Annotated in this window: 26 protein-coding genes, 1 tRNA gene and 1 other RNA gene; 14 read left to right on the top strand and 14 right to left on the bottom strand. The window is 68.8% G+C overall.

From position 1 onward, the window contains the following. Nucleotides 1-742: 742 nt before the first annotated feature. Nucleotides 743-2,032 (bottom strand): aspartate kinase, encoded by a 1,290-nt coding sequence (locus FQ377_RS11120; RefSeq protein WP_187393339.1) that lies wholly within the window; start codon nt 2,030-2,032, stop codon nt 743-745. A gap of 224 nt (nt 2,033-2,256) precedes the next feature. Here FQ377_RS11120 and FQ377_RS11115 point away from each other — a divergent pair, with 224 nt between their 5' ends. Genes FQ377_RS11115 through FQ377_RS15145 form a run of 3 tightly spaced genes read left to right on the top strand, consistent with a single transcriptional unit; the run spans nt 2,257 to nt 4,325 of the window. Next, nucleotides 2,257-3,189 (top strand): ABC transporter ATP-binding protein, encoded by a 933-nt coding sequence (locus tag FQ377_RS11115; RefSeq protein WP_148601332.1) that lies wholly within the window; start codon nt 2,257-2,259, stop codon nt 3,187-3,189. Next, on the top strand, nt 3,186-4,163 hold the full coding sequence (locus FQ377_RS11110; RefSeq protein WP_148601331.1) for an ABC transporter permease: 978 nt from the start codon (nt 3,186-3,188) through the stop codon (nt 4,161-4,163). Before FQ377_RS11115 ends, FQ377_RS11110 begins: the two co-directional genes overlap by 4 nt. Nucleotides 4,164-4,190: 27 nt before the next feature. Continuing rightward, a complete protein-coding gene (locus tag FQ377_RS15145; RefSeq protein ID WP_262364412.1) occupies nt 4,191-4,325 on the top strand; it encodes a hypothetical protein in 135 nt (44 codons plus the stop codon). A gap of 43 nt (nt 4,326-4,368) precedes the next feature. Here the strand turns inward: FQ377_RS15145 and recR are convergent, their stop codons facing one another. From recR to ffs, 4 genes are all read right to left on the bottom strand, one after another. Beyond that, complete coding sequence (gene recR / locus FQ377_RS11105; protein WP_148601330.1) at nt 4,369-4,965, bottom strand: recombination mediator RecR; 597 nt, start codon at nt 4,963-4,965, stop codon at nt 4,369-4,371. A gap of 118 nt (nt 4,966-5,083) precedes the next feature. Continuing rightward, nucleotides 5,084-8,434 carry a DNA polymerase III subunit gamma and tau gene (locus FQ377_RS11100; protein ID WP_148601329.1) on the bottom strand — a complete coding sequence of 1,117 codons (3,351 nt, stop codon included), beginning with the start codon at nt 8,432-8,434 and terminating at the stop codon, nt 5,084-5,086. Next, nucleotides 8,431-9,384, bottom strand: coding sequence for a tRNA glutamyl-Q(34) synthetase GluQRS (gene gluQRS / locus FQ377_RS11095; RefSeq protein WP_148601328.1), 954 nt, complete (start codon nt 9,382-9,384; stop codon nt 8,431-8,433). Before gluQRS ends, FQ377_RS11100 begins: the two co-directional genes overlap by 4 nt. Nucleotides 9,385-9,412: 28 nt before the next feature. After that, nucleotides 9,413-9,508, bottom strand: an RNA gene (gene ffs, locus FQ377_RS11090) — signal recognition particle sRNA small type. 112 nt (nt 9,509-9,620) lie between these two features. Between ffs and FQ377_RS11085 the strand changes: the two genes are divergently transcribed. Then, nucleotides 9,621-9,705: transfer RNA gene (locus FQ377_RS11085), tRNA-Ser, on the top strand. Between the two features lie 51 nt (nt 9,706-9,756). Here FQ377_RS11085 and FQ377_RS11080 read toward each other — a convergent pair. Then, complete coding sequence (locus FQ377_RS11080; RefSeq protein ID WP_148601327.1) at nt 9,757-10,674, bottom strand: oxygenase MpaB family protein; 918 nt, start codon at nt 10,672-10,674, stop codon at nt 9,757-9,759. 122 nt (nt 10,675-10,796) lie between these two features. Next, nucleotides 10,797-11,750: a Cof-type HAD-IIB family hydrolase gene (locus FQ377_RS11075; RefSeq protein WP_262364411.1), complete on the bottom strand. Its 954-nt coding sequence runs from the start codon at nt 11,748-11,750 to the stop codon at nt 10,797-10,799. Between the two features lie 123 nt (nt 11,751-11,873). On the opposite strand from FQ377_RS11075, the gene FQ377_RS15295 reads away from it, so the two are divergent. From FQ377_RS15295 to FQ377_RS11060, 3 genes are all read left to right on the top strand, one after another. Continuing rightward, nucleotides 11,874-12,533, top strand: a complete 660-nt coding sequence (locus FQ377_RS15295) for a class I SAM-dependent methyltransferase (RefSeq protein ID WP_148601326.1) — start codon at nt 11,874-11,876, stop codon at nt 12,531-12,533. Continuing rightward, nucleotides 12,530-13,447 (top strand): ribokinase, encoded by a 918-nt coding sequence (locus tag FQ377_RS11065; RefSeq protein WP_148601325.1) that lies wholly within the window; start codon nt 12,530-12,532, stop codon nt 13,445-13,447. Before FQ377_RS15295 ends, FQ377_RS11065 begins: the two co-directional genes overlap by 4 nt. Before the next feature lie 135 nt (nt 13,448-13,582). Further along, the gene (locus tag FQ377_RS11060) at nt 13,583-14,281 is read left to right on the top strand and encodes a LytR C-terminal domain-containing protein (protein ID WP_148601324.1); all 699 of its coding nucleotides are present in this window, start codon (nt 13,583-13,585) and stop codon (nt 14,279-14,281) included. Nucleotides 14,282-14,329: 48 nt separating this feature from the next. On the opposite strand, the gene FQ377_RS11055 is transcribed toward FQ377_RS11060, so the two are convergent. The 5 genes from FQ377_RS11055 to FQ377_RS11035 form a co-directional block, all read right to left on the bottom strand. Further along, complete coding sequence (locus tag FQ377_RS11055) at nt 14,330-15,154, bottom strand: hydroxymethylpyrimidine/phosphomethylpyrimidine kinase (RefSeq protein WP_148601323.1); 825 nt, start codon at nt 15,152-15,154, stop codon at nt 14,330-14,332. Nucleotides 15,155-15,219: 65 nt separating this feature from the next. Next, on the bottom strand, nt 15,220-16,482 hold the full coding sequence (gene tgt / locus FQ377_RS11050) for a tRNA guanosine(34) transglycosylase Tgt (protein WP_148601322.1): 1,263 nt from the start codon (nt 16,480-16,482) through the stop codon (nt 15,220-15,222). A 65-nt stretch (nt 16,483-16,547) separates the two neighbouring features. Continuing rightward, nucleotides 16,548-17,396: a DUF6707 family protein gene (locus FQ377_RS11045; RefSeq protein WP_148601392.1), complete on the bottom strand. Its 849-nt coding sequence runs from the start codon at nt 17,394-17,396 to the stop codon at nt 16,548-16,550. Between the two features lie 84 nt (nt 17,397-17,480). Next, complete coding sequence (locus FQ377_RS11040; RefSeq protein ID WP_148601321.1) at nt 17,481-18,020, bottom strand: NUDIX hydrolase family protein; 540 nt, start codon at nt 18,018-18,020, stop codon at nt 17,481-17,483. An 83-nt stretch (nt 18,021-18,103) separates the two neighbouring features. Continuing rightward, nucleotides 18,104-18,817 (bottom strand): VOC family protein, encoded by a 714-nt coding sequence (locus FQ377_RS11035; protein WP_148601320.1) that lies wholly within the window; start codon nt 18,815-18,817, stop codon nt 18,104-18,106. 78 nt (nt 18,818-18,895) lie between these two features. Between FQ377_RS11035 and FQ377_RS11030 the strand changes: the two genes are divergently transcribed. Further along, nucleotides 18,896-19,495 carry a YdeI/OmpD-associated family protein gene (locus FQ377_RS11030; protein ID WP_148601319.1) on the top strand — a complete coding sequence of 200 codons (600 nt, stop codon included), beginning with the start codon at nt 18,896-18,898 and terminating at the stop codon, nt 19,493-19,495. Nucleotides 19,496-19,532: 37 nt separating this feature from the next. On the opposite strand, the gene FQ377_RS11025 is transcribed toward FQ377_RS11030, so the two are convergent. Both FQ377_RS11025 and FQ377_RS11020 read right to left on the bottom strand, forming a co-directional pair. Then, nucleotides 19,533-20,765 (bottom strand): saccharopine dehydrogenase family protein, encoded by a 1,233-nt coding sequence (locus FQ377_RS11025; protein WP_148601318.1) that lies wholly within the window; start codon nt 20,763-20,765, stop codon nt 19,533-19,535. A gap of 95 nt (nt 20,766-20,860) precedes the next feature. Next, the gene (locus FQ377_RS11020; RefSeq protein ID WP_148601317.1) at nt 20,861-21,856 is read right to left on the bottom strand and encodes a glycoside hydrolase family 76 protein; all 996 of its coding nucleotides are present in this window, start codon (nt 21,854-21,856) and stop codon (nt 20,861-20,863) included. A gap of 139 nt (nt 21,857-21,995) precedes the next feature. On the opposite strand from FQ377_RS11020, the gene FQ377_RS11015 reads away from it, so the two are divergent. From FQ377_RS11015 to FQ377_RS10990, 6 genes are all read left to right on the top strand, one after another. Continuing rightward, entirely contained in the window at nt 21,996-22,781 is a 786-nt protein-coding gene (locus FQ377_RS11015; protein WP_148601316.1) for a 3-hydroxyacyl-CoA dehydrogenase, read from the top strand. 35 nt (nt 22,782-22,816) lie between these two features. Continuing rightward, nucleotides 22,817-23,980 (top strand): acyl-CoA dehydrogenase family protein, encoded by a 1,164-nt coding sequence (locus FQ377_RS11010; protein ID WP_148601315.1) that lies wholly within the window; start codon nt 22,817-22,819, stop codon nt 23,978-23,980. Nucleotides 23,981-24,079: 99 nt separating this feature from the next. Then, nucleotides 24,080-24,550: a YidH family protein gene (locus FQ377_RS11005; protein ID WP_262364410.1), complete on the top strand. Its 471-nt coding sequence runs from the start codon at nt 24,080-24,082 to the stop codon at nt 24,548-24,550. After that, nucleotides 24,547-24,921 (top strand): DUF202 domain-containing protein, encoded by a 375-nt coding sequence (locus FQ377_RS11000; RefSeq protein WP_148601313.1) that lies wholly within the window; start codon nt 24,547-24,549, stop codon nt 24,919-24,921. The genes FQ377_RS11005 and FQ377_RS11000 overlap by 4 nt, the downstream gene beginning before the upstream one ends. Nucleotides 24,922-25,099: 178 nt before the next feature. Continuing rightward, nucleotides 25,100-25,552, top strand: a complete 453-nt coding sequence (locus tag FQ377_RS10995; protein ID WP_148601312.1) for an AAA family ATPase — start codon at nt 25,100-25,102, stop codon at nt 25,550-25,552. 229 nt (nt 25,553-25,781) lie between these two features. Then, entirely contained in the window at nt 25,782-26,714 is a 933-nt protein-coding gene (locus FQ377_RS10990) for an NADP-dependent oxidoreductase (protein WP_148601311.1), read from the top strand. Nucleotides 26,715-26,753 lie beyond the last annotated feature (39 nt).

The raw sequence follows: 26,753 nt of genomic DNA, 5'->3' as shown, positions 1-26,753 counted from the left end.
TGTCCGGGCGAGGCCGCGGCACTGGTGTCTGGACGCCGAGCTTCGGGTGGGGCCGCGGCGCTGGCATTTCTCCTCGGTTCGACCGAGCCGTCCGGCCCGTCTATCGGCGTCGACCCCATCACTGGCGTTGAAGGGATGGGTTCGAGCGCGGTGTGTCCTCGTCGATCCCATCACTGGCGTTGAAGCAGTGGGAACAAGCGGTCGCTCCCACTGGTGGGTCCCGACCGGTGGGACCTTCGCAGCTGCAGGTGTCGTGCGTTCGGTCGATCCCAGTATTGGCTCTCGAGCGGTGGGGGTGAGCTGGGCATGGTCTTCGATCCCAGTTTTGGGGCTTGATCGGTGGGATCGGGCGCGGTGTGTCCTCGTCGATCCCAGCGATGGCGTGGAAGCAGTGGGAACAAGCGGTCGCTCCCACTGGTGGGTCCCGACCGGTGGGAGTGAGCCGGGCGTGGTCTTCGATCCCGGTGTCGGCTCCTGAACGGTGGGATTGAGCGCGGTGTGTCCTCGTCGATCCCATCACTGGCGTTGAAGCAGTGGGAACAAGCGATCGCTCCCACTACTCGCGCATGAGCAGTGGGAGCGAGCCGGGCGTGGGCTTCGCTCCCACTGCTGGGGCTCGAACGGTGGTGGGGCAGCAGTAGGTCGAGCAGGGGTGCTGGTGTCGGAGTGCTGAGGGAGGGCCGGGCGCCGACAAAGGTAGGGGCCGGGCGCCGGCAAAGGGAGGGCCCGGGTCAGGGGAGGATCAGCGTCCCGTCCCCGCATGCACCACGGCGGGGGCTTCGCCGTCGAGTTCGAACGCCGCGTGGACGGCGCGAACCGCGGTGTCCAGCAGCTCCGCCTCGGTGACCACGGAGATGCGGATCTCGGAGGTGGAGATCATGTCGATGTTCACGCCGGCGTCGGACAGCGCCCGGAAGAACCGGTAGGAGACCCCGGGATTGGAGCGCATGCCCGCGCCGATCAGGGAGAGCTTGCCGATCCTCTCGTTGTACTCGACCGATTCGAAGCCCACCCGGTCCCGGGCGGAGTCGAGGGCTGCGAGAGCGGCGGAACCGTCGACCATCGGCAGGGTGAACGAGATGTCGGTCCGGCCCGAGCCGTGCGTCGAGATGTTCTGCACGATCATGTCGATGTTCGTGTTGGCGCCGGCGACGATGCCGAAGATGTCGGCGGCCTTGCCGGGGATGTCCGGGACTCCGATGACGGTGACCTTCGCCTCGGACCTGTCGTGCGCAACACCGGAGATGATGGGCTGTTCCAAGGGTTCTCCCTCTTCGATCGTGATCTGGTCGTCGGGCGCCGGGAGTACCCAGGTGCCCTCGTTGTGCGTGAAGGAGGAGCGGACGTGGAGGGGCACCCCGAAGCGGCGCGCGTACTCGACGCAGCGCAGATGCAGGATCTTGGCGCCCGAGGCCGCCATCTCGAGCATTTCCTGGCTGGAGATGGCATCGATCTTCTGTGCGGAGGCGACCACCCGCGGATCCGCGGTGTAGACACCGTCCACGTCCGTGTAGATCTCGCAGACGTCGGCGTCGAGGGCTGCGGCGAGGGCGACGGCGGTCGTGTCGGACCCGCCGCGGCCAAGGGTGGTGATGTCGTTGCTGTCCCGGCTCATACCCTGGAAGCCCGCGACGATGGCGACGTCACCCTTCTCGATGGCCGTCCGGATCCGGTGGGGGGAGACGGCGATGATGCGCGCCTTGCCGTGGATGGCGTCGGTGATCATGCCCGCCTGGCTGCCCGTGAACGACTGCGCCGAGGCGCCGAGCCCGTGGATCGCCATGGCCAGCAGCGCCATGGAGATGCGTTCGCCGGCGCTGAGGAGCATGTCCATCTCGCGATCGCTCGATGACTCGGGGCCCACCTGCGCGGCGAGATCGAGCAGCTCGTCGGTGCTGTCGCCCATAGCGGAGACGACCACCACCACGTCATGACCGGCGGCCTGGGTATCGATGATGCGCCGCGCCACACGCTTGATCCCCTCGGCGTCGGACACCGAGGAGCCCCCGAACTTCTGGACTATGAGGCTCATGCACTCGCTCACTGCTAGGGAGGACGGCGGGGCCGCGCCGCGCCGTCGGGACATTCGCGGGTGCCTCGTGACCTGAAGCCTTCGGCCGGGCCCGGGTACCCGTGCCAGTGTAGGGCGCCGTGATTGCGGACCGGAAGTCGGTGTCCGATTGTGTACGCACGCTTCCGCAGGAAATAAGCGTCCGGCCGGGGTCATGGAGCGCCCCTATCGCATACCCTCTTACCATGACCGACGAGAATGGGGGAATCGTCGTCGAGGGTGTCGCCCGGAGCTTCGGCTCGGTGCAGGCCGTCAACGACGTCGATTTCAAGGCCCCGCCCGGAGAAGTAACGGCCCTGATCGGCCCGAACGGTTCCGGCAAGACCACGCTGCTGCTGATCCTGGCAAGCCTCCTGGCCCCCGACAAAGGGACCGTCCGGGTGGCAGGTTTCGACCCGGTCGCCCAACCGGGCGAGGTCCGCAGGCGCATGGGCTGGATGCCGGACACCCTTGGTGTCTGGGATTCCCTCACAGCGTCGGAGGTGTTGAAGACCATGGGTGCCCTCTACGGGCTGGGTGAAGCGGACCGTTCCTCCCGTGCCGAGGATCTGCTCGGCACGGTGAACCTCACGGAGTACGCGAAGCAGCCGGCGCGTGTTCTCTCGAGGGGCCAGCAGCAGCGTCTCAGCCTGGCGCGGGCGCTCATCCACGATCCGGAGGTCCTGCTACTGGACGAACCGGCGTCGGGCCTGGACCCGGGGTCCCGTGTGGAGCTGCGCTCCCTCCTGCGGTCGCTGGCAGCGGCCGGCAAGACCGTCGTCGTGTCCAGTCATGTCCTGTCCGAGCTCGACGAGATCGCCGACCGGGCCGTGTTCGTGAGCCGAGGCCGATCGGTGAAGAGCCAGACCCTCGACGAGGCCGGCAGCCAGACGAGGCGCTACTACGTACGGGCGGAGCCGATGTCGGAGCTCGCGACGGCGCTGCAGAGCTACGGGGTGCGCTTCGAGACGCGCGGGGACTCACGGCGCGAGGAGTTCCTCATCCAGCTCGGCAGTACCGCAGAGGCGTCGTGGTTGCTGCGGACCCTCGTGCTCGGCGACGTGGTCATCACCGCTTTCGCGCCCGCGGGCGGCGCACTGGAGGAGACCTACATGAGCCTCGACACGGACAGACGATGAGCACGGTGACCGAGCCTTCGACCCCGCAGCCGGTCCGTACTTCCACGAGCCTTCCCGCCTGGACGGCCGTCCGCACAGTCTTCTCGCTCGAGATGAAGCAGCGCCTGCGCGGTAGGGCCTGGTACTGGATGCTCGGCGTCTGGTTCGTGGTGATCGGCCTCATCTTCGTCCTCGGGACCGCCTTCCTCGGAACCATGGACAACGAGGGCGGCATCCTCTTCGATCTCGTGGTCGGCTTCGTCCTCTTCTTCGGACTGCTCGTGGCGCCCGGGCTCTCCGCCAACGCGGTCAACGGCGACCGCGCCGGAGGGACCCTTGCCATCCTGCAGGTGACACTGCTGAGCCCCGGGCAGTTGCTCCTGGGCAAGTGGTTGGCATCCTGGGTCGGGTCGCTCGCCTTCCTCGTACTGAGCAGTCCCTTCATCTTCTGGGCCCTGGCTCTCGGCGGCGTCGACGCGTCCGAAGCACTGGTCTCCCTGCTCATGCTCGCCGTCGAGCTCGGCATTCTCTGCGCCATCGGCGTCGGGATCTCTGCGCTCGCCGACCGACCCCTGTTCTCGATCGTCAGCACCTACATGGTGGTGGCGCTGCTCAGCATCGGGACGCTGATCGTCTTCGGCCTGAGCAGCGCGCTGGTGACGGAGGACAGGATGACGACGACGTCCTACTACGACTACCCCGACTCCGCCTACCGGGACGACGGGAGGTTCGACGAGGACGCCGAACTCGAGTGCATCACCCAGACCTACACGACCCCGGTGGCCCATACGGAGTACGTAGCCTGGCTTCTTGCGGCCAACCCCTTCGTGGTGGTGGCTGATGCGGTGCCCTACGGTCTCCCTGATGAACCACCGGCGGACGCCGTACCCGACCCCTATGCGTACGCGGGGGACTACTACGCGCCCGGTGTCATGGAGATGGCGAGCCAGCTGGTGCGTGCTGCGCAGGCCGGGCCGGATCTGGACGTCACCTGAGAGGAAGCCGCCGCGGCACTGCGGCCCTTGCCCCAGGAGGTCCCCATCTGGCCTCTCGGTCTGGGCATCCAGGTAGCGCTCGCGGGGGTCCTTCTGCTCCTCGGGCGCCGGAGGCTGACCATGCCCGCACGGCAGCTGGCGAAGGGGACGCGGATCGCCTGATCCCGGTATGGTGCCCGGGATGCGGCGCGTCGTGGACGGTGGTTCAGGTCATGACCCGGCGGCCCTCGAAGGCGCGGCCGAGCGTCACCTCGTCCGCATACTCGAGGTCTCCACCCACCGGCAGCCCGGACGCGAGCCGGGTCACAGGGATCCCGATGGTCCGCAGCATACGCACGAGATAGGTTGCCGTCGCCTCGCCCTCGAGATTCGGGTCGGTGGCGATGATGATCTCCTGGACCTGGTCGTCGGAAAGACGCGCAAGCAGTTCGCGGATGCGCAGTTGATCGGGTCCCACCCCGGCGATCGGATTGATGGCGCCTCCGAGGACGTGGTACCTCCCGCGGAACGACCGTGTGCGCTCGACGGCGATGACGTCCTTCGATTCCTCGACCACGCAGATCATGCTCGGATCCCGCCGGGGGTCGCGGCAGATGGCGCAACGTTCCTCCTCTGCGACATTGCCGCAGATGGTGCAGAACTTGACGCGCTCCTTCACGGTCGTGATGGCGGTGACGAGACGCGCCATGTCCTCCCCGTCGGCCTCGAGGATGTGGAATGCGAGGCGCTGGGCGGATTTCGGGCCCACCCCTGGGAGACGTCCGAGCTCGTCGATCAGCTCCTGGACTGCGCCTTCGTACACGGTGCTCCCTTTTCTGCGGTGATGACTTCTGTCCATTGTCCGCCCTCGGCGGGTGCTGCACGCCGAGGAGCGCAGTGGTTACGCCGTGAGCGTCGACCGGTCGGTACGGTCCGCGGTGCTACTGGCCGTCGGGGGTCCGTTCCTCGACCAGGCGCCCGTTGAGGATCCGCTCGATCGCGGCGCGACCGACGAGTCCGGAGTCCTCGAGCGTCTCGTCGTCGGCACTGGGTTCATCCTCAACGAACCGGAGGTCGACGGCGCCGCGGGTGCTGGCTGCCTCTTCCGCCCGTTTGCGCTGACCCTCGTCGAGCAACTGCTGGTACCGGCTGACGGGCTTCTCGCGGAGCGCACCCGCAGCCTCGCGCTGCTCCGTCGCGGATCCGCTACCCGGGCGGGGGGCGGTGACGGACGCACCGGCGCGGGCCGTCGCAGCAGGACCGTTCCACCCGCCGCCGGTGTTGGGAGCGGCGCCGGGAATCCCGGCTGCTCCCTCGATGTCCCCTGTCGGTGCAGGAGTTGCCGGGGGACTCCACACCACTGAGCGGGACGGTGGCGCTGCAGAGGGTTGCTGCTCCTGCCGATGTGCCGTGAGCTCCTGCGGCGCCGGTGCCCGGTCCCCGCGGTCTGCTTCATCAGGGCGAGGGGCGCGCGTCGCGCCCGCGGAGGCGCTGCTGCGGGGCTCGGAGGGATCGTCCGGGACGGATCCCCAGGCTGCACCCGGATCGAAGGCCTCCTCCGGAGGTTCGACGAGCGCCCACGAGTCATCGGTAATGGTCGGATCCCAGCCACTGACCCCTTCGTCCGGTGGACGTCGGGCCGTGGACGCCCGTGCGGGAGAAGCTTCTCGCGGGGTCTCGCGCGGCCGGCGCGGCGGGTCCGCGCCGGGATCCGGGGTGCCAACCTTCCCGGCGAGCGGGTCTACCGCAGGAGAGGGGTCGCCGTTGTTCGTGGTCGACGCCGTTTCCGGTCGCGTGGGTTGCTGGCGGGGTCCGCGGTCAGGGGTCGACGCCGGCTCCGGTTGCGTGGGTTGCTGGCGGGGTCCGCGGTCAGGGGTCGACGCCGTTCCCGGTTGCCTGGGTTGCTGGCCGTGCCCGGGCCCCGGGGCGGCCGGGCGCTCGGGAGCGGGTGTGGTCGCAGCGGGACGCCGGTCACTGGTGGGGGCCGGCGGGCCGGCTGGTGCTTTTGGGTCGGCCCCACCTCCTCCGCCCGCGTCGTGCACCACTTCGATGGAACACGTGAGCCCGAGGACCTTGTGGATGGCCTGCTTGACGTTGTCCATGTGCTGTCCGCGCTGGAAGCCGATGGCATTGCCCTGATTGGCAAAGGCAAGCACCAGTTGGTTGCCGTCGAACGAGCGCGGTGCTGCGGAGACATTGACGATCAGCCAGGTGGCTCGCTTGATCCCCGCGACCTCGTTCATGATCTCGGGCCACGCGCGGCGGATCATCTCGATGTTCTCGCTCGGTGCATGGTCCTGCCTGGGCGATGCTCCCTGAGCCGGCACAGACTCTGCGGGGAAATTCTCCCCGGAAGCGGGTTGGGCATCCGTGGGCCGGGCGAGCCCGGAGTGGGCCGCAGGCGCGGGGCCGACTGGAGCGATCGACCGGTCTGCGTCGGCGGGCGCAGCGGGCGCGGGCTCATCCGGAGCGATCGACCGGTCGGCGTCGGCGGGCGCGGACTCACTCGGAGCGACCGACGGATCGGCGTCGGTGGGCGCGGACTCACCCGGAGCAACCGATCGATCGACATCGGCGGGTCTGGAGGGCGTGGGGTCGCCCGGCATGGGCTGACCGACAGATGACGGGTCGCCCTTGCCAGGGCCGTTCGGCGGCGGTCCGTCAGACTCCGCGGAGATGCCCGCGGTCGAGGGGCTTTCCGCGGCCCGGTCGGACGAGGGCAGACTGGCACCGGAAGCGGGGCGGTCGCCGGCGGACGGCTCCGAGGCCTGCGCTGCAGGGCGGTCGGCTCCCGAGGCAGCGCCCGGCGTCGTCGCAGCGGTCTTGCTCGCGGGTTCCGGTCCGGAGAAGCCGGCGTCGGTCGACATGCCCCAGCTCGCGCCCCAGTCGGCGGACGCGTCGGGCGCGGAGGGCGAGCCGGTCCGTGCCGCAGCAGGAACGGCCGGTGCATGCGGGTCCGGCGCAGCCGTCGGCAGGGACCACTGAGCGGCCGCCTCCTCGGCGTTCCGGGGGACTCCCTCGAGCCGCGAACGCTCCGCGGGTCGCGCAGGCTCCTCCGGCGCAGCCTCCGGCGCAGCCTCCGTCTCGACCCCCGCCTCGACCCGCGGCTCGACCACCGGGGTGCCCCCGGCGTACTCGAGGCGCCGCTCGATGCGGTCCACGCGGGCCAGGGTGCCGCGGACGGTGGCGTCGGCCGCCGGCAGCAGTAACCTGGCGCACAGCAGTTCCAGATGCAGCCGTGGCGAGGTGGCCCCGGTCATCTCCGTCAGCGCGGTGTTCGTGACGTCGGCGGCGCGCGACAGCTCTCCGGCCCCGAGCTGGTTCGCCTGGGTGCGCATGCGGTTCAGCTGGTCGTCGGGCACGCCGCGGAGGATCGACGCCGCGCCTTCGGGCACTGCGTTGATGACGATCAGATCGCGGAAGCGCTCGAGCAGGTCCTCCACGAACCGGCGGGGATCGTGTCCGGTCTGGATGACGCGATCGACGGCGTGGAAGACCGTCCCAGCGTCACCGGCCGCCATGGAATCGACGACGTCGTCCAGCAGCGCCGCGTGGGTGTACCCCAGGAGGGAGACGGCCAGCTCGTAGTCCAGGCCGTTCTCGCCGGCGCCGGCCATGAGCTGATCGAGCACGGAGAGCGAGTCACGGACCGATCCGCCGCCGGCCCGGATCACGAGCGAGAGGACCCCGGGCGCCACCGGAACATTCTCCTGCCGGCACAGCAGCTCCAGGTAGGCCATGAGCGGCTCGGGTGGCACGAGGCGGAACGGATAATGGTGGGTGCGCGACCGGATGGTGCCGATGACCTTGTCGGGCTCGGTGGTCGCGAAGATGAAGAGGATGTGCTCCGGTGGCTCCTCCACGATCTTCAGCAGGGCGTTGAACCCTGCGGAGGTCACCATATGGGCCTCGTCGATGATGAAGATCTTGAAGCGGTCACGCACCGGCGCGAAGGTGGCGCGCTCGCGGAGGTCGCGGGCGTCGTCGACGCCCCCGTGGCTGGCAGCGTCGATCTCGATCACGTCGAGGCTGCCCGAGCCGTTGCGGGCGAGTCCCACGCAGCTGTCGCACACACCGCACGGAGTGGACGTCGGCCCCTGGGCGCAGTTGAGACACCGGGCGAGGATTCGCGCCGACGTGGTCTTGCCGCAACCCCTCGGCCCCGAGAAGAGGTAGGCGTGATTGATGCGGTCCTTGTCGATGGCCGCCATCAGGGGGTCTGTGACGTGCTCCTGGCCGATGACGTCCGCGAAGGTCTCGGGGCGATAGCGACGGTAGAGGGCTGTACTCACGGATGAACCTTATCGGTTGGTGCTGACTGTTCGGGTGCCGGACGGGCGACGGTGGAGAGCAGGTGCGCAGGGTCCACGATCCACGGCTCACGAGGTACCCGCTGCGCATCGAAGACTCCGAGCGCCGCTGCCAGTGAGCCGGTGGGAAGCTCGAGCGAGCCGAGGATGGCGGCCAACACGGCCGACGGCGCGTGGCCGAGGTCCGCGAGGTCCTCCAGTGTCACAGCGCCGTCCCGTTTTGCCAAGCGCTGCCCCTGCGGCGAGAGAGCGAGCGGCACATGGGCGTACGTAGGGATGGCCAGCCCGAGCAGCGAGGCGAGGTAGGCCTGCCGGGGAGCGGAGGCGAGCAGATCGTCGCCGCGCACCACCTGGTCGACGCCCTGGGCCGCGTCGTCCACGACCACGGCGAGGTTGTAGGAGATCACGCCGTCGTTGCGTCGCAGCACGACGTCGTCCACCGGGGCCCGGAAGCGGCCGACCAGGACGTCGTCGATCGCCCAGGAGTCGACGCCGGAGCGCAGGCGGAGGGCGGGCGCGCGCTCTGCGCGTCGTCGCGCCCTCTCGGCATCGCCCAGGTTCCGGCAGGTGCCGGGATAGAAGCCGGGGTCCGCGTGGGGAGCGTTGGCTGCCTCGGCGATGTCACGGCGTGTGCAGAAGCACTCGTAGACCAGGCCCAGGTCCTGCAGCCGGCCGAGGGCGAGGGCGTAGTGGTCGGCCCGCTCGCTCTGGCGGATCACGGCGGCGTCGGACATCAGGCCCAGAGCCGCGAGTTCTGCCAGCTGTTCGGCCTCTGCGCCGGCCCGTACGCGATCGAGGTCCTCGACGCGGATCAGGAAGCGGCGGCCCGTCGATCGCGCGAAGAGCCAGGCGAGGACGGCGGTGCGCAGATTCCCGACATGGAGAGGGCCCGAGGGGCTCGGCGCGAATCGACCGGTGCCCGTCTCTGCCACCGCGCGACCTCCTGAAGCCGGTACTTAAAGGTAAGACCCCCCATGCACCTGCCAGAGCCCGCTTACCCTTGCTACCTTCCGGTCCTGGGGGAGTTCACAGGGTGACACCACATGGGGGGCCAGCGAATAGTCTACACAGTTGCCCACGTAGCTCCTGAATCGGTCTCAGGGACAGTCGGGACGCCGTGATTCGGCAGGATCACCATGTATGGGTATTCTGGGATCTGCTCCAACGAGGAGGATTCGCCTAGCGGCCTATGGCGCACGCCTGGAACGCGTGTTGGGTTCACGCCCTCGGGGGTTCAAATCCCCCATCCTCCGCTGTAGCACCTCAGAAGGACCCCGGCCTGTCGGTCGGGGTCCTTCTGTGCTTCAGGCCGTCGAGGTGTCGGTCATGCCACGGAGCCGGCTGATCCGCTTCTTCGCCGCCGTCTCGGCCGGACCCGCGGGTCCCAGACCCAGCCGGATCACGCCGAGAACCAGTCGCACGGCCGTGCGGATGGGCAGGGGGATCAGCCCGAGGGAAGGGACCGTGAGCCCGAGCATCTCGCGGTGTCTCGGCTCGAGGGTGGCCACCGCCCCCGCGAACAGGATCTGGTATCCGATGCGCTGCGAACGAGGCAGTGGTGGGCGACGGATGTAGGTCAGCGTCTCCTGCACCTGTGCGCTGTCGGAGAGTTCGCCGTCGAACGCCGCGAGCTGATCCCTCAGTTCAGCTTCGGAACGCGGAGGATCCTGCAGCCCCATGAGCTCCCCGGCCGCCGCCCACTCCGCCACATACGCATCGACTCCGCCCGGGATCGGCCCGCCGTAAGCCTTGTGCGCCGCGACGAAGGCGTCGGTGAACGCCAGGTGCACCCAGCGGATCAGCTCAGGATCGGCTGCGGAGTAGGGCTTCTCGTTGCCGCTGCTGTCGGTGTAGGTTCCGTTGACCCTGGTGTGGAGGCGCTGCACGAAGGCCGAACCCTCCTGTGCTGCGACCCGCGAGCCATAGGTCACCGTGAAGATCCACCGGATGGTGTTGGCAAGTCGGCCGAGTGGTTCCTCGCGGAAGCTCGAGTGCGCGTGGACGCCGGCCATGGCGCCGGGGTGCAGGGCCTGCAGCAGGAGGGCCCGGATACCGGCGACCGTGGGGGTCATCGAGCTGTGGACGGTCCAGACGGCGGAGCCCACCGGGAAGTAGCCGACGTCGTCGCCCTTCTCGAATTCGAACTGCCACTGCGGAATGCTCGGATCACCGTCGGTGAAGGTGGTGCGTAGCTGTAGCTTCCACGTATCGATGATGCCCATGCGGTGACCTGTTCTCTCCGTGGCCTAGCGATGCCCTCGTCGGGCAGGGGGAGCCGGCCGTGGAGCCGTCCCTCGTATCCAACGTATCCGCTGCCCGATTTGCTCCTGCAGGGCCCGAGGGCTCAGTGCCGGGCTACCCCGTCGGGGCCGCCGGCATTCCAGGAGAGTGACGCTACACAGCGCGCGAAGAACGCGGCTCCCGCTTCCTCGTGGATGAGTGGACCCTCGGTGACAACCTCGTAGGGCTTGTCCGGAATGCCGTCGGCCGGGCGGACGTCCACGTGCGCGACGTCGAAGCCCTGCTCGTGCAGGTAGTCGGCCATGGCGTAGTCGGTGCGGGAGTCGCCCACGGTCCGCCAGGTGTGGGGGAGGTCCATGAGCGGTGCCACGAGTGTCAGGGCCCGCTCCGCCCCGAGGTCCTTGCCTACGCGGACCGACTCGATGTCGGTGGAGATGATGGTCGGATCGATCCGGTACCCGACCTCCCCCGCGCTGTCCGGCTCGTCGCGTTCCAGCCGGCGTACGCCCATGTCGTGGCTGTGCATGACGTTGAACACGTCGTTGTCGAAGTGGGCCTGGCCCTCGAGGTACTCGGCATTCTTCGCGGCGAGTGACTGCTCCACGGACACCATGGCGAGCTTCGTCTCGTCGAAGAACATGAGGTGCGCGTACTTCTCCTCCACGAGATCCCGTATGTCGTCGGCGAAGCTGGTGGGCAGCGCGAGTCCCTGGTCGACGAAGACCTCCCCGGCGCCGTCGGCCGTGAAGGAGAACCAGGTTCCGCCCTTCTCGCAGACCGCGTGGAAGGTGACGCCGGCCGGGATCCCGACATCGAGCATCGACTGCATCACCTGTGTCCGGATGAAGTGGTCCGAGCGACCGGTATTGAAGACCACGGGCCACCCCGCCGCGGCGAGGAGCAGCAGATCCGTGATGATGCCGGGCGGCACCGTCCGGGTTTCAGGACTGGCGATCGGTCCGTCGACATCGAGGAGCAACCCTTGCACGGGGCGATTTTCCTCCGAGGGCAGGGCAGGAGCGTCGGGCAGCAGGTCGATGGGGGCATCCGTAGGCATGGTCCCAGTATGTTCCGCTCAGGGTCTGGCTTCCATTCGCATGCCGGCTGACAGTAGTAGCTCTTCTCAGCTGACCACTGGAGCACGGCGGCTATCCATAGGGAACCAGTGCGGTTGGCAGGAATGTCCAGAAATGGGCTGCAGAAGCGCTACGAGCGGAATAATCTGAATGTGGGAGACGGCGCGCCTCCGGATGAGGAGCGGGTGATGAAACCTGTCGAGGGTGCTGCCACCTTCCAGAAGTCAGGGAAGGATTACGATGCTTTCATGGGGCGCTACTCCAACCCGCTCGCGATAGCGTTCGCCGACTGGGCGGGGGTCGAGAGTGGATGGTCTGCCATCGATGTGGGATGTGGTCCTGGTGCTTTGACAAGGGTCCTGGCGGAACGGCTTGGCGCGACGGCGGTGACGGCCTGCGATCCGTCCGCGCCGTTCGTCGCTGAGTGTCGTACCCGCAATCAGGGCGTCGAAGTCGATCGGTGCAGCGCCGAGGAGTTGCCGTATCAGGACGATTCCAAGGATGTGCTGCTCCCCCAATTGGTCCTGCACTTCGTCACCGATCCAAGGGCGCGCATGACAAGCAGAAGGCCCTGCGCCAGGCCCTCTTCGAGGAGGTCGGGTCACCCACCGGAGGGTTCGAGCTCCTGGCCGTGGCTCGTACTGGGCGCGGGATCGCTCCCAACACCTGAGACAGCCTCACCACGGACAACCGGTCACTTGAGGCAGTTGTGTGAGCCCAGTCGTGTCACGCCTGCCGATCAGGATGAGAGACTCGCGGCATGAATACAGGGTCGCCCAGGATCGTCGTCGTCGGCTCCATCAATGTCGACCTCGTGGTCACGCTGGAGCGGCATCCCAGACCTGGGGAGACCGTGCGCGGCCGGTCGCTGACCGTGCTGCCCGGCGGCAAGGGAGCCAATCAGGCGGTCGCGGCAGCGCTGCTCGGCGGTCACGTCACCATGATCGGCGCCGTGGGCTCGGACGAGTATGCGGACACCGGACTCTCGATGTTGACGAGCGCCGGCGTCGACCTGCGAGCTGTCCGCAGGTCGCCCGGCACCACGGGCATCGCCATCGTCGAGGTCTCCGATGACGGCGAGAACACCATCGTGGTGGTTCCCGGAGCGAACGCTGAAGCCACCCCCGCGCTGGTGGACTCTGCTGCGGAGACCATCGCGGACGCTGCAGTCGTCGTAGCGCAGGGCGAGGTCCCCGCAGACACCACCGAGGCCGCCATGCGACTGGGCTCGGGGCGGGTGATCCTCAATCTGGCGCCGGTCATACACCTCAACCGCGAGGCGCTCCTCCTCGCCGATCCGCTGGTGGTCAACGAACACGAGGGCGCGCTCGTCCTGGCTCAGCTCGGGGGCCGCGAGGCTTCCGATGAGCAGAGCGTCGTCGAGGCTCTGCTGGAGTGCGGGCTGGCATCGGTGGTGATGACGCTGGGCGCTGCTGGTGCCCTGGTGTCCGACGGCGGCGGAATAATTGCGGTGCCCGCCCCTCGCGTGGATGCCGTGGACAGCACGGGGGCAGGAGATGCCTTCGTCGGTGCGCTCGCCGTACGACTCGCGGAAGGGAGCGGACTCGAGGACTCCGTCCGGTTCGCCGTGCAGGTGGGTGCCTATGCGGTCCAGCATGCCGGCGCCCAGCCCTCCTACCCAGCGCTCGACGACGATCTGCCGCTGCAGGCGCAGTAGGGGCGGGCCCGTCGGCCATCACGCGAGCTGCCGCCATGCCGGGAAACGGGCCCGCGTTCCATTGGGGGAGACGATTACCTAGGCTGGGGCAGTGATCCTCAGAACAGTTCGCCCCCGGAACCCTGGTGATGCCCGATGAGCGGGCAGGAGTCGAAGCGCAAGCAACGCGCCAGGGCAAGGCGGGACCCCACCGAGTGGCACGGCCAGCGGATCGTCACGGAGACGGATCTGGGCAGCACCTTCGAGACCGACGACGCAGCAGACCGGCGGCGAATCTCGACGCGGCGGATCCGTCACGGTGTAGTCCTCGTGCTGCTGGTCGGTCTGGTGGCGGCGGCTGTGTATCTGGCGGTCGGCATGGCCCGTGGAGACATCACCCTCGACGCCCTCGAGCGCACGCCCTCGTCGACCTCCACCTCGGCCTCGGACTGCCCCGCCGGGCCGTTCGATCTCCAGGACCCGAGCTCGATCACCGTCGACGTCTACAACAGCACCACCATCGGCGGTCTCGCCGGAACCGCGGCCGAGCAACTGCGCGGGCGTGCTTTCGCGGTCCGCGAGGTCGGGAACAGGGACGTGGAACCGACGGGCATGACGGCTATCATCGTCGCCGGAGAGGGTGGGCAAGCCAACGCCTTCACGCTGCAACGCACCATCCCGGACGCGATCTTCGTGTCCGATGAGCGCGAGGACCGTTCGGTCGACGTGATCCTGGGCTCTGCCTACAAGGGACTTGCGGCGCCGCAGGGGATCGATGAAACGCCCGCGGGGTTGTCCTGCAGCGCCGAGGAAGAGCAGGCTCCGACGCCGGAGGCCACGCCGACGGCTCCCTAGCGAGACTGCAGCACGTAGCAGGGGACGCCGTGCATCCCCTGACGCGGATCAGTCCGAGGAGCGCGGCCCGCCCTGCCGGACGGCGTCGAACGGTGCATTGGAGGTGAGCCGGTTCCGGATGCCCTCCGTCACGAAATCCTTCGCGGTCCGCGCGGCGTCGAGCGGTGTGGCACCCTTGGCGAGTTCCGCCGCGACTGCGGCGGCGAGGGTGCATCCTGCACCGCTGACGGCGACGTCGCCGATCTTCGGGGTGGACAGCACCTCGAGGGTCTCGCCGTCGAAGTAGACGTCAACGGCGTCCGGGCCCTCGATGCGCACGCCGCCCTTGGCGAGGACGACGGCGCCGCTCTTGCGGTGGATGATGCGGGCGGCTTCCTTCAGGTCGTCGAGACTCGTGATGCTCGTGCCGGAGAGCGATTCGGCCTCGAAATGGTTCGGGGTGACGAAGGTGGCCAGCGGCAGGATCTTCGCTGTGAGCGCCTTATCGGTGTCGAGGGCCGCGCCGGGCTCCTGGCCCTTGCAGATGAGCACGGGATCGAGCACCACGTTCCCCCACTCCTGGCTCTGCAGTGTGGCGGCCACGGTGTCGATGGTGGCGGGTGTACCGAGCATGCCGAGCTTGACCGTGGAGAGCGGGTAGGTGGCCTGGATCGCCTCGAGCTGATCGGCGATGACCTGCTGGTCGATGGGCACGAAGCGATGCTGCCAGTCGTGCTCGGGGTCGAAGGAGACGATGCAGGTCAGCGCCGTGATACCGAAGACGCCGAGTTCCTGGAAAGTGCGCAGATCGGCCTGGGCGCCGGCACCGCCGGTTGCCTCCGATCCGGCGATGGTCAGGGTGACAGGGGCTGCGGATGACTCGGTGATGGACATCCTCCTAGTCTGCCCGACCGGACTCCGGAGCGGCCAGTCCCGATGCATCGGGACCGGCAGGGGACTCAGGTGTAGTAGCGCCCGAGGACCTCGGCCTTGAGATCGTAGAAGGTGCCGTCGTCGATCGCTGCCCGGGCGTCGTCCACCATGCGCACCACGAAGCGCTCGTTGTGGATGGAGATCAGCGTGGCCGAGACCATCTCCTTGGCCTTGAAGAGGTGATGGATGTAGGCGCGCGTGTAGTGCGTGCAGGTGTAGCAGTCGCAGCCCTCCACGAGCGGTGTGAAGTCGCGCTTGAATCGCGCGTTGGAGAGATTCCACCGCCCGTCGGGAGTGTAGAACGCGGAGTTGCGGGCCACCCGGGTGGGGGAGACGCAGTCGAAGGTGTCGGCGCCGTTCTCGATGCCGGTGAACAGGTCGTCCGGTTCGGAGATGCCGAGCAGGTGGCGCGGTTTGTCCTCGGGAAGTTCGTCGCTGCACCAACCGAGAATGGTGCCCAGGTTCTCCTTCTCGAGGGCACCGCCGATGCCGAAGCCGTCGAAGTTCATGCCGCCGAGATCTGCCGAGGCCTTGCGCCGCAGGTCCTCGTACTGGGCGCCCTGGATGACGCCGAAGAGCGCCTGGTAGGGCCGATGGTTGCGTTCGACGGTGAGACGCTCGTGCTCGGAGACGCAGCGCTCCGCCCAGAGCCGGGTCCGCTCGAGCGATTCCTCCTGGTAGCCGCGGGAGTTCATGAGGGTGGTGAGCTCGTCGAAGGCGAACATGATGTCTGCACCGAGCTGATGCTGTACCTGCATCGATATCTCGGGTGTGAACCGGTGGCGGTCACCATTGAGATGCGACTTGAACCAGACGCCGTCGTCGTCGATGTGCGCCAGGCGTTCCTTCCCGACGGCCACGCGGTCGTCCGCCCCCGCCTTCTCGGCGTCCGTGGGTGCGTCCATGGTGATGACCTTCTTGAAGCCGGAGCCCAGACTCATCACTTGGAAGCCACCGGAATCGGTGAACGTGGGACCGGGCCAGTTCATGAAGGCGCCGAGTCCCCCTGCCTCGTCCAGGATGTCCGCACCGGGCTGCAGATAGAGGTGGTAGGCGTTGGCCAGGAGGGCCTGCGCTCCGAGCTCTGCCATCGCGCCGGGGAGGACCGCCTTGACCGAGGCCTTCGTGCCCACCGGGATGAACGCCGGTGTGCGGATCTGCCCGTGCGGTGTGGTGATGGTGCCTGTGCGCCCGTGCCGTGGACCGCCGCTCCCGCCACCCGGCGTCGTGTCCTCGAGGCGCGAGTGGACGGCGAAGGCGAAGGACGACTGCTGGGACTGTGGATGCACCACCCTATTTTGCCAGTCCCCAGCCGCCCGGCTCGCCGAACATCAGCGCTCCGCCGATCACCCGTTCAGCGCTCCCCCAGTCGCCCGTTCAGGGCGGCGACGGCGGCGAGTTCCGCGGCGATGCGCCGTTCGAGCACCTCGCGGCCCAGGGTCTGGGAGCCGCCGTGCGCCCGCAGATAGAGCAGCACGCCGATGCGCAGCACGCGCCAGTCGCGCTCGACGTCATCCTGCCCGGCCGCGGCTGCCCGCAGGATCTCCGGGTCGTACACATTGGGCTCGTTCAGTTGCCGCTGCCGGTACATGGCCGCCGTCTTCGCGCGCAGCGGATCCGTCTCGGCCGCGTCGGCCGCGAGGATGGCCGCGGAGTACCCAGCGGACCGCTCGTCGTCGTGCCGCGTGAGATAGGCCGCGATCGCCAGGCCGCCCTCGATCCACTTCCAGCGACCGAAGTTCCCGTCGAAGGGCTGCCCGGCGAGCAGATCGGCGATGCCGAGGGCCGCGGCCGTGTCCGCCTCGTCGACGAGCAGGGTGGTGGCGAGCTGGTGCAGATCCTGGAGATTACTCCCGGCCTTGAGATTGATCCCTCGTGCCAGGCGTCCGGCAATCTCCTGCAGGGCAGGATTGTGCTCATGGGTCCGGGCAATCTGGGCCACGAGTGCTTCGGGCGATCCGTGGTCGGCCGCCACGGCCGAGACCCCGAGCTCCGTGTCGGCGGGCTCGAGGTGGACCAGCGACCCACTGGCGATCGAGATGCGGCGCCCGTCCTCGACGGTGGCGACGATGAGCGCGGCGATCCCGAAATCGTCGTGCTCCACCTCCACGGAGGTGACCTCCGCCGTCCCCTCGTCCCGTGGAAGCGCGAGCATGTCTCCGACCGTGAGCCGGTCCGCAGGCACCGCGCGCAGTCCCGTCATGTCCTTGTCCGCCACTCGATCCCCTCCTGGGTGTGCGCCCTGCAGCGCCCCGATGTTACGACCTGCCCGTGGTGGTGTTCCTGCTCAGCGACCCCACCCGGCGTGAGCCAGTGCCTGGCGGAGCAGATCGGCGCGTCCACCGGAGAACTCGGCCTGGATCGCGGGGCTCAGTGCCTCCGCCGGCGTCATCCAGGACAGCTCGAGGGCGTCCTGGCGCGGGTTGCATTCGCCTGTCACCGGAATCAGGTAGGCCAATGCGACGGCGTGCTGGCGGTCGTCGGTCAGCCCGGTCTCCGAGGGAGACGGGAAGTACTCGGCGATGGTGAAGGGCAGGGGAGAGGGGGACAGCTGCGGCAGGGCCAGCGGTCCGAGGTCCTTCTCCAAGTGCCGCAGCAGGGCCGCCCTGATGGTCTCCCGGTACATCACGCGCCCCGAGACGAACGTGCGCACCATCTCGCCCTGTTCGTTCGCCTGAAGCAGCAGGCCCACCTCGTCGACGTAGCCCAACGCATCACAGCGCACAGGGATCGCCTCCACGTAGACCATCGGCAGGCGGCGGCGGGCCTCGTACAGATCTTCGTCGGAGAGCCAGCCCGGGTTGGGGTCAGGGGTACGAACGTTCATACCCTAGTTCTATAGCAGACCTCGCCCTCTCCGTCACCGCAGGGCGGTTCTTCGGCCAGTGGCTGAAAACCGCACGCCCGGAATCAGTGCTCGGTGTACCCGTGGAGATCTCGGTGCCGCCCGTTGATCCGGATCTCCGCACCCCAGGGAGCGCGGACGCGCAGTGATCGGCCATAACCTTCGCCGGTCAGCGCGGACTCGATGCCGGCGGCGGTGAGATCGGCGACACGGGACTGCACGTCGCCGTCGTCCTCGAAGGCCAGCTCCAGCCCAGTGCGCGCTCCGGCGTGCAGGGCGACCAGCCCGCCGTTCTTCGCGCTGAAGTCGTGCCACGTGCCGGCGTCCGAACTGATACGGGGCCTGGCGCCGATGTCCTTCAGGACACGCACGGCGGAGCCGATGTGGTGCGTGTACCAGAGGGCGACGACGGACAGCGGCGTCGGATCGGCTCCGGTACTGCGCGGGCCGGCCTCGGCGCGGAAGGACATCCCGTCGGGGGCGGTGATGCGGGCCACGAGCTGGTGCCCCGCCTTCGAGAGTTCCACGGAAGTCCCGGCCTCTTCCGTACGTCGTGCGAATTCGGCGACGTCGGACACATCGAACGCCAGCGCCGCCGTGCCGTCCTCGGGGCTGCCCGGCTCGCAGGCCTGCAGGGCGACGCGGCCGCTCCCGGCGTCGAACACGGCGGAAGCGTCGGTCGGCTCAGGGTCGACGGCGGGGGTGAGCCCCAGTGCGAGCAGGAACTCGGCGGCGCGGGGAAGATCGTGGGTGAACACGAGCGGGCGGACACGGAGCATCAGGTCTCCTCGGATAGGCGAAGGGAGTGCTCCAGCAATCTAGTGCACGAAGAGTGGCAGCGGCCCTACAGTGATCGCATGAAACCGGAGCTGCCAGAACTTCTCCTGCCCCACGCGGCGGCGTGGCACCTCTGGCTCGAGGAGCACCACGGCGACTCGCCCGGTGGGTGGCTCGTCCAGCACAAGAAGGGCGGGACGACGACGGCGCTCACCTACGCGCTGGCGCTCGACGAAGCGCTCTGCTTCGGCTGGATCGACGGCCAGGCCAGAACGCGCGACGAGGGCACCTATCTTCAGCGCTTCACCCCGCGCGGGCCGCGGAGCATCTGGTCGGTGCGCAACAGGACCTACATCGACCGGCTCCGCGGGGAGGGCCGCATGCAGGAGGCGGGTGAGCGGGCTGTCGCGGCGGCGCAGGCCGACGGACGGTGGGAGCGCGCCTATGCGGGCCCGGCGACGGCCGAGGTGCCGCCCCGGCTCATGGCGGCGATCGAGGCCGACGACGCCGCGCTCGCCACGTTCACCACCCTGAGTTCCCAGAATCGCTATGCGCTGATCTTCCGGCTGTCCCAGCTGAAGACCGAGGCGGCCAGGGAGCGCAACATCGCCAAGTTCGTCGCCATGCTCGCCCGCGGGGAGACCTTCCATCCCCAGGGCGTCCGGCGGAGGGACGTCTAGCGCACGCTGCCCTCTGCCGCGCGAGCCGGTCTGCGTCTCAGGTCAGCCGGGTCACCTCGTAGGTGTGGCCGGCGGCCCGCAGCCGCTCCACGAGCACGTCGCCGAGCGCGGTGGCCGGCGTCAGCGATCCACTCACGGGTGGGAGCCGGTCGCCGTCGAGCGCTAGGGAGAGCGCGGTCTCACCCGCCATGACGGCGGTCGCGGCGTACCCAGGATCGCCCGGAGCCTTCACCGTCGCCCGATAGCGTCGGCCGCGCTCGGTGTCGGCGGTCACCGTGGAGCGGAACCAGCCCGCCTCCTGTGCCTCCCGGCTCGGGCCCTTGCCCGGAGCGGGCAGCACGCGATCGAGCAGTCGCCGGGTCACCGGGACCGCCATGGCGCCCATGAAGATCTTCAGCCCCACGGCGATGATGCGGGCGACGACGGCCCCTGCCGGTCCGCTGGAGATGCCCATCACCTCGCCGTAGCTGAGCGAGCGGCCGTAGGCCCAGCCCTGCAGGGCGTTGCTGCGGCGGACGATCCGCGTGTTGCCGGCGGCCATCACGAAGGGCGCCGTCCAGAGGCCGTTCGTCGAGCGGCTCACGGGGCCGTAATCCGCGGGCTGGTCGGTGGACGGTTCCGCGGCGCGGTCCGGGCTGAGGGCGTAGGGATCGCCGGCGAGCGATTTCAGTGCGGGGTCCGAGCGTGCACCGTCGAGCTGGCCGCGCATCGAGTCGATGGTGCCTCCGCTGACGCCGCCCTTCGCCGTCGCGACGAGCTGGACGTCGGTCAGCGCACCGGCGTCGTCGTCCTCGACGGCCCGGTGCAGCAGGAGGACCGCGAGATCCGACGGGACCGAGTCGTAGCCGCACGCATGCACGATTCTCGCGCCGCTCGCCTTGGCGAGGTCATCGCAGCGGTCGATGGCGTCGCGGACGAAGGACACCTCGCCGGTCAGATCGCCGTAGTGGGTACCGGCCCGGGCGCAGGCCTCGACGACGGGCAGCCCGTACTTCACGTAGGGACCCACGGTGGTGAAGAGCACCCGTGTGCTCTCGGCGAGGGCGGTGAGGGAGCCGGCGTCCTCCGAGTCGGCCTCGATGAGGGGCCACTCACGAGCGGCCGCCGGAAGCCGTGACCGGACGGCCTCGAGCTTGCTTCTCGACCGGCCGGCGATGCCTACCCTGAGGCCGGGAGGGGCGTGTTCTGCGATGTACGCGGCGATCAGCTCGCCTACGAAGCCCGTGGCTCCGTAGATGACGAGATCGTGAGCGCGTTCGGTGTTCTCCATAGGAGCAGTCTGTCATCGGGGCGGGTGCGCTGCGGGTGACATGCCGCAGCGATGGTGCGTCCTGATCAGATCCGGCTCGCAGGATCCTGTCGGCTTCAGCGCGAGGCCCGCTCCGCCTCCAGGACCATCCAGGCCTGGAGCTGCGACGACAGGCTGATCGCTCCGTCCTGCGGCGGGGGGAAGACGAAGGCGCTGTCACCGAGCTGCGTGCGCCCGTTCCATACATATGCAGCCGTGGACTCGAGTAGCTGCCGGGCCGTCGTCGCCGCCGACCCGCCGACGTCCGCCACGGCTGCCCGCGCAAGATAGCGCGCGAGGATGCCGGTGAAGAGTCCGCCGTCGCCGGTGGATCCCAGCGGCAGCACGCCGTCGTCGGCGGCCATGCCGCGTGCGATCGACGTGACGAGCTCGCCGGCGTGCTGCAGATTGCTGCGTCCGCCGACGGCGACGAGCGCACCGAGCACCGTGCCCTGGTTATAGGTGTGGAGCGTGCGTTCCACCCGGCCGTCGGTCTTGACGCCGTCGAGGTAGAGCCCGCTCTCCGCATCGAACAGGTGCTCCCTCAGCCAGTCGAGAAGGCGCTGCGCGCGCTCCTCCTCCCCTGCCCTTGCGAAGAAGAGCGCAGCGGGGGCCGTGCTGGGCGTGTTCTTGTAGTCCCGCGTCGTGTTCCAGAAGACGCCGCCACCCAGCTCCTGCGTATGCGCGGAGCGCAGTGCGTCGCCGAGGACCCGCACGGGGCGACTGGGCCGGCGTCGCCCCGCCGCCGCATCGAGGCGCTGCAGGGCCAGGGCCAGCCAGGCCATGTCGTCGTAGTAGGCGTTGCGCCATCGGGCACCATTGCGCAGCCAGATCCCGCGGGCCAGTTTTCGTGCCTCGGGGAGCGCGTGACCCGAGGGATCACGGAGGTGCTCGTCGATGAGGCAGTCGAGGAAGTGCGCCTGCCACCAGTAGTGCCAGTGGCTCCGCAGGCCGGCCGGTGCAGGGAGGGCGATGGCTCCCAAGCGCGTGCCGGGGACGCGCAGGCTGCGGCGGGCAAACAGCTGCCGAATGCTGGCTGCGGCCGCGGGCGCGGCGTCGTCGGGGATGGGCATACGACCACCCTAGCCAGCTCGCCCTGCCCTGCCGTTGGGCACAATGCTCAGTAGAACTCCGCGCGGGTGCGCAGTGGGCCAGGTCACAGTAGTCTGGCCCCGGATGGACCGACGGCGGTCCCCGGGCGGAAGGATCAGCATGGACATCAGTGGAGCGGTGGCTCTCGTCACCGGTGGCGCCTCGGGACTCGGTCTCGCCACGGCTCGCAGACTGTTCGACGGCGGCGCCTCCGTGGTCCTCGTCGATCTGCCGCAGTCCGCCGGAGCAGACGCGGCCGTCGAGCTGGATCCGTCGGGGGAGCGCGTCCGCTTCGTCGCCGCCGACGTCGCCGATCCGGAGCAGGTGCAGGCAGCGGTCGACGCCGCCACCGGGCTCGGCCCGCTGCGGATCGTCGTCAATTGCGCCGGTATCGCCACTCCCGGCAAGGTCCTCGGCCGCGACGGGGTCCTGCCACTCGAGCAGTTCACGCGCGTCATCACCGTCAATCTCCTCGGCACCTTCAACGTGATCCGACTCGCCGCCGCAGCCATGGCCCTCACGCCGACGGTCACCGGGCTCGGCGGCTCGGACGAGCGCGGCGTCATCATCAACACCGCATCCGTCGCCGCCTTCGACGGGCAGATCGGCCAGGCCGCGTACTCCGCCTCGAAGGGCGGCGTCGCGGCCATGACGCTTCCGATCGCACGTGAGCTCGCCCGTTCGCTCATCCGCGTGGTCACGATCGCCCCGGGCATCTTCGAGACCCCGATGATGTCCTCCCTGCCGCAGGAGGCCCAGGACTCCCTGGGCACCCAGGTGCCGCACCCCTCCCGCCTCGGCAAGCCGGTCGAGTACGCAGCACTCGCCGCGCACATCGTGGAGAACCAGATGCTCAACGGGGAGACCATCCGCCTCGACGGAGCCATCCGGATGGCGCCGAAGTAATCGCCGCCACCGGTCTCGATCGAAAGGACGGCTCCATGGAGAGCCAGCTACCCACCGCGGATTTCCTCGCGTTCGAATCGCTTCTCGCTGCCCACGAGCGGGAGAAACTGCAGGACGTCCGGGACTTCCTCGCCAAGGAGGTCTCACCGCGCGCCGTCGAGTGGTGGAACCGCGCGGAGTTCCCGCACGAGCTCCTGCCCAAGCTGGCCGATCTCCAGCTCAGCACGCCCCTCCAGCAGGGGTACAGTCACCTCTTCAGCGGTCTGGTGATCGCCGAGCTGACACGCGCCGACACCTCGATCGCCACCTTCTTCATGGTTCATCACGATCTCTTCGTCGAAGCGCTTCACACCTTCGGCAGCGAGGACCAGAAAGCCAGACTCCTGCAGGACGCGATGGACCTGCGCATCACCGGTGCCTTCGCCCTGACCGAGCCACTGCACGGGTCCGACGTCGCCGGTGGCATGACCACCACGGCCACCCGCGACGGTGACACGTGGGTCATCAACGGCGCGAAGCGGTGGATCGGCAACGGTACCTTCTGCGACTACATGCTCCTGTGGGCCCGAGACACCGAGACCGGAGGGGTACGCGGCTTCATCCTCGATGCCACCCTGCGCGGAGTCACCCGTACCGCCATCGCCAACAAGACGGCCCTGCGGACCGTGCAGAACGCCGATATCACCCTCACCGACGTGCGCGTTCCCGAAGCCGACCGGTTCTCCGGCATCGACTCGTTCAATGACACCCGCCAGCTCCTGCTCGGCTCGCGCATCCTCGTGGGCTGGCAGGCGGTGGGACAGCAGTTGGCAGCGTTCGACGTCGCCCGGCAGTACGCGCTGGAGCGCCACCAGTTCGGCCGGCCGATCGCGGGCTTCCAGCTCGTCCAGGACCAGCTCGTGACCATGATGGGCAATACGACGGCGAGCCTGGCGGTCATGGCGCGGATCGCGGACCTGCAGGCACAGGGCGCCTCCGACATGGCGCAGGCAGCCTTCGCCAAGTCCTTCACCACGGCGCGGATGCGCGAGACCGTGGCGCTCGGTCGCGGGATCCTCGGCGGCAACGGGATCGTGACGGACTACGGGATGGCCAAGATCTTCGCGGACGCTGAGGCCGTCTATACGTACGAGGGTTCCTACGAGATCAACTCCCTCATCGTGGGGCGGGCGCTGACGGGCATCTCCGCGTTCGCCTGACGCGGGTGCCGGTCCTCAAGGGTGCCGGTACCTGAGCGTGCATGGTCCGACGACGGCGGGATGCCCGCTGCGGCGCCGCTGGGGACCTACGATGGGCGCGTGAGATCTTCCCGCGGTCCTGCCGACCAATCCGATCAGCCCGGCGACGACGGTGCCGCTCCCGCCGCGGCGGCCACGCCCGAGCAGCCAGTCGTCGATCCCAATCGTCGGGACTCCCGAGCCGCCCGGTTCCTCGGCGGCGGTGTCGACCCCGACCCCCGCTTCACCCTGGCGAACGAGCGGACGTTCCTGGCCTGGATCAGGACTGCCCTGGCGTTGCTGGCCGGCGGTATCGCGGTCGAGGCCTTCACCCCGGAGACCTTCATCCCGCCGCTCCGCACGGCGCTCGCCGTCGTCCTGCTGGGGCTTGCGCTCGTGCTCGCTCTCGCAGCGGGAGTCCGCTGGCTGAGGGTGGAACGGGCCATGCGCCGGCAGGCTCCTCTTCCCCTGCCGCTGCTGGTCCCGGTGCTGGCAGCGGGTGGGTCGCTCGTTGCTGCGGCAGTACTCGTCGGCGTTCTCATCGGTCGATGAGCGCGCGCGTCGGAGCCCGAGAGCCCGGTTCTGACCGGCCGCTTCCGGGCGGTCCGGCCGATCCCGGCCTGCAGCCCGAGCGCACATCACTCGCCTGGAACCGCACCCTGCTCGCGCTGGTCCTGTCCGGGGTGCTGATGCTGCGCTGGGTCCCGGCCCATGGCTGGTTCCCGCTCGTGATCAGCGGCCTGACGGCGTGTATCGCGCTCGGGATCGCAACCGGTCAGGCACGGCGGTATCGACGTGGTGTGCGGGGTATGAGTGTCGGTCATGTCGGGGCCGACGTCGTGGCCGTCGCCTGGATGGTGGGCGCCGTCGCGCTGGTCAGCGTCCTTGCACTGGTCATCGTCGTCGCGCTGCCGCTGCACTGAGGTGGAGGGCGGCGGTCGCGGAGGAGCACCCAGACGGACCGAGGGGAAGGGGAGCGACGAGGTCGAGGGCTCTAGAGCCGACTCGAGGTCGAGGGTGATCTGAACCAGTCAACTCACCGTGACGGACATTTCAAGCGTGAGACATTCCCGCCGACAGGTACCTCGGTAGGCTGACCCCATGTCCCGAATCCTAATCACCGGTATGTCAGGGGCAGGGAAGACCACGGTGCTCGGCGAGTTGTCCCGGCGGGGCCACCGAACGATCGACACTGACTACGACGGCTGGACACTGCCTGACGGCACTTGGGATGAGGCCCGCATGTCCGCGCTGCTCGCGTCCACCCCGTCGCTGGTTCTCCAGGGCACTGTGGAGAATCAGGGACGCTTCTACGATCGTTTCGCGGCCGTCGTCCTCCTCAGCGCCCCCGTGGAAGTTCTCATCGAGCGCGTCTCACGTCGCACGAACAACCCCTATGGGAGAGCAGAACAAGAGCAGCTGCTGATTCGTCAGCAGGTCCTCGACATCGAGCCGCTGCTGCGCAAGGGTGCGACCCTCGAGCTCGATGGTCGCCGACCGATCACAGAGCTGGCGGACGAGGTGGAACGTCTCATGGCCTCCACCCAGACGTAACAACCCGAAGCGGCTGGGCACCTGAGCCGAGAATCTACCCTCCAAGGTGTACCTCCGGCGTGGGTCCACCGTGGCCCTCGGCGAGGCACAGGTCCGCAAGTCCGGAGCTGTGTTCAACCGTGCCCGGTCCACCTGTCGGCTGCCCCTGGACCGCGATATCTCGGAATACGCGCGAAGTGCCACCGGTTACCGCCGAGGAGACGAACAGCGATCCACGAGAAGGAGCACCATGAAGGCAATTTTCTACGAGGCATTCGGCGATCCCGACAACCTGCAGTACGGGGAGCAGCCTGATCCGAAGATCGGCCCGGATTCCGTCCTCGTCGACGTCCGCGCGTCATCGGTGAACCCCGTCGACTGGAAGATCACTGCCGGCTACCTCGACGGCGCCCTCCACACCTACTTCCCGGCGATTCCTGGCTGGGACGTGGCCGGCGTCGTCGTCGAGCCCGGCCCGTCCGTGACGGAGTTCCAGGCGGGCGACGAGGTGATCGGCTATGTGCGCATGGACACCGTGGGCCTGGGCACCTTCGCCGAGAAGGTGGCAGCCCCGGTGCGGGCGCTCGCGCGCAAGCCACGCAATGTCTCCTGGGCCGAAGCAGGCACGATGCCGTTGACCGGGCTGACGGCCTACCAGTCGCTCCGGGCCGTCGGAGTGGGCAAGGGTGACGTCGTCCTGATACACAACGGTGCCGGCGGCGTGGGTACCTACGCCATCCAGATCGCGAAGGCCTGGGGTGCGCGGGTGATCGCCACGTCGTCCGAGAAGAACCATGACTTCCTGCGGTCGCTCGGGGCCGAGCCGCTCGCCTACGGCGAGGGTCTTGCCGGGCGCCTGGCCGAACTGGTCCCGGACGGGGTCGACGCCATCGTCGATTTCGTGGGCGGCGAGGACTGGGTAGCCACCGTCGACCAGCTGAAGGCACCGGGGCGCATTGCCTCGGTTGCCGACGTGGAGGTGAAGGACAGGGGCGGTCTCTACATCTTCGTCCGCCCGAATCCGGCCGATCTGCTCGCGCTCACCGAACTCGTGGAGGCGGAGAAGGTGAAGCCGATCATCGCGGGCATCTTCCGCCTGGAGCGGGCGGCGGAGGCCTTCCGCAGCAATATGGACGGCCATGCGCCCGGCAAGATCGCCATCACGGTGGGCGACGCAAGCTAGTTCACCGGGCCCCGCGCCTTCGGGATGCGGGGCCCGTTC

Source organism: Arthrobacter echini (genome assembly GCF_008107445.1).
Classification (GTDB): domain Bacteria; phylum Actinomycetota; class Actinomycetes; order Actinomycetales; family Micrococcaceae; genus Arthrobacter_D; species Arthrobacter_D echini_A.
Note: the sequence above shows the minus strand (reverse complement) of the source record. Positions and strands in the feature narration are given on the sequence as shown.

Bases quoted from the DNA above. Each gene is read 5' to 3' on its own strand.
- FQ377_RS11030 (WP_148601319.1), top strand. From the start codon at position 18,896: ATGAAACCGGAGCTGCCAGAACTTCTCCTGCCCCACGCGGCGGCGTGG.
- FQ377_RS11115 (WP_148601332.1), top strand. From the start codon at position 2,257: ATGACCGACGAGAATGGGGGAATCGTCGTCGAGGGTGTCGCCCGGAGC.
- FQ377_RS11060 (WP_148601324.1), top strand. From the start codon at position 13,583: ATGAGCGGGCAGGAGTCGAAGCGCAAGCAACGCGCCAGGGCAAGGCGG.
- FQ377_RS11020 (WP_148601317.1), bottom strand. From the start codon at position 21,856: ATGCCCATCCCCGACGACGCCGCGCCCGCGGCCGCAGCCAGCATTCGG.
- FQ377_RS11075 (WP_262364411.1), bottom strand. From the start codon at position 11,750: ATGCCTACGGATGCCCCCATCGACCTGCTGCCCGACGCTCCTGCCCTG.
- FQ377_RS11000 (WP_148601313.1), top strand. From the start codon at position 24,547: ATGAGCGCGCGCGTCGGAGCCCGAGAGCCCGGTTCTGACCGGCCGCTT.
- FQ377_RS11055 (WP_148601323.1), bottom strand. From the start codon at position 15,154: ATGTCCATCACCGAGTCATCCGCAGCCCCTGTCACCCTGACCATCGCC.
- FQ377_RS10995 (WP_148601312.1), top strand. From the start codon at position 25,100: ATGTCCCGAATCCTAATCACCGGTATGTCAGGGGCAGGGAAGACCACG.
- FQ377_RS11015 (WP_148601316.1), top strand. From the start codon at position 21,996: ATGGACATCAGTGGAGCGGTGGCTCTCGTCACCGGTGGCGCCTCGGGA.
- FQ377_RS10990 (WP_148601311.1), top strand. From the start codon at position 25,782: ATGAAGGCAATTTTCTACGAGGCATTCGGCGATCCCGACAACCTGCAG.
- FQ377_RS11110 (WP_148601331.1), top strand. From the start codon at position 3,186: ATGAGCACGGTGACCGAGCCTTCGACCCCGCAGCCGGTCCGTACTTCC.
- FQ377_RS11065 (WP_148601325.1), top strand. From the start codon at position 12,530: ATGAATACAGGGTCGCCCAGGATCGTCGTCGTCGGCTCCATCAATGTC.
- FQ377_RS11120 (WP_187393339.1), bottom strand. From the start codon at position 2,032: ATGAGCCTCATAGTCCAGAAGTTCGGGGGCTCCTCGGTGTCCGACGCC.
- FQ377_RS11035 (WP_148601320.1), bottom strand. From the start codon at position 18,817: ATGCTCCGTGTCCGCCCGCTCGTGTTCACCCACGATCTTCCCCGCGCC.
- FQ377_RS11025 (WP_148601318.1), bottom strand. From the start codon at position 20,765: ATGGAGAACACCGAACGCGCTCACGATCTCGTCATCTACGGAGCCACG.
- FQ377_RS11010 (WP_148601315.1), top strand. From the start codon at position 22,817: ATGGAGAGCCAGCTACCCACCGCGGATTTCCTCGCGTTCGAATCGCTT.
- FQ377_RS11080 (WP_148601327.1), bottom strand. From the start codon at position 10,674: ATGGGCATCATCGATACGTGGAAGCTACAGCTACGCACCACCTTCACC.
- FQ377_RS11045 (WP_148601392.1), bottom strand. From the start codon at position 17,396: ATGACGGGACTGCGCGCGGTGCCTGCGGACCGGCTCACGGTCGGAGAC.
- FQ377_RS15295 (WP_148601326.1), top strand. From the start codon at position 11,874: ATGTCCAGAAATGGGCTGCAGAAGCGCTACGAGCGGAATAATCTGAAT.
- FQ377_RS11040 (WP_148601321.1), bottom strand. From the start codon at position 18,020: ATGAACGTTCGTACCCCTGACCCCAACCCGGGCTGGCTCTCCGACGAA.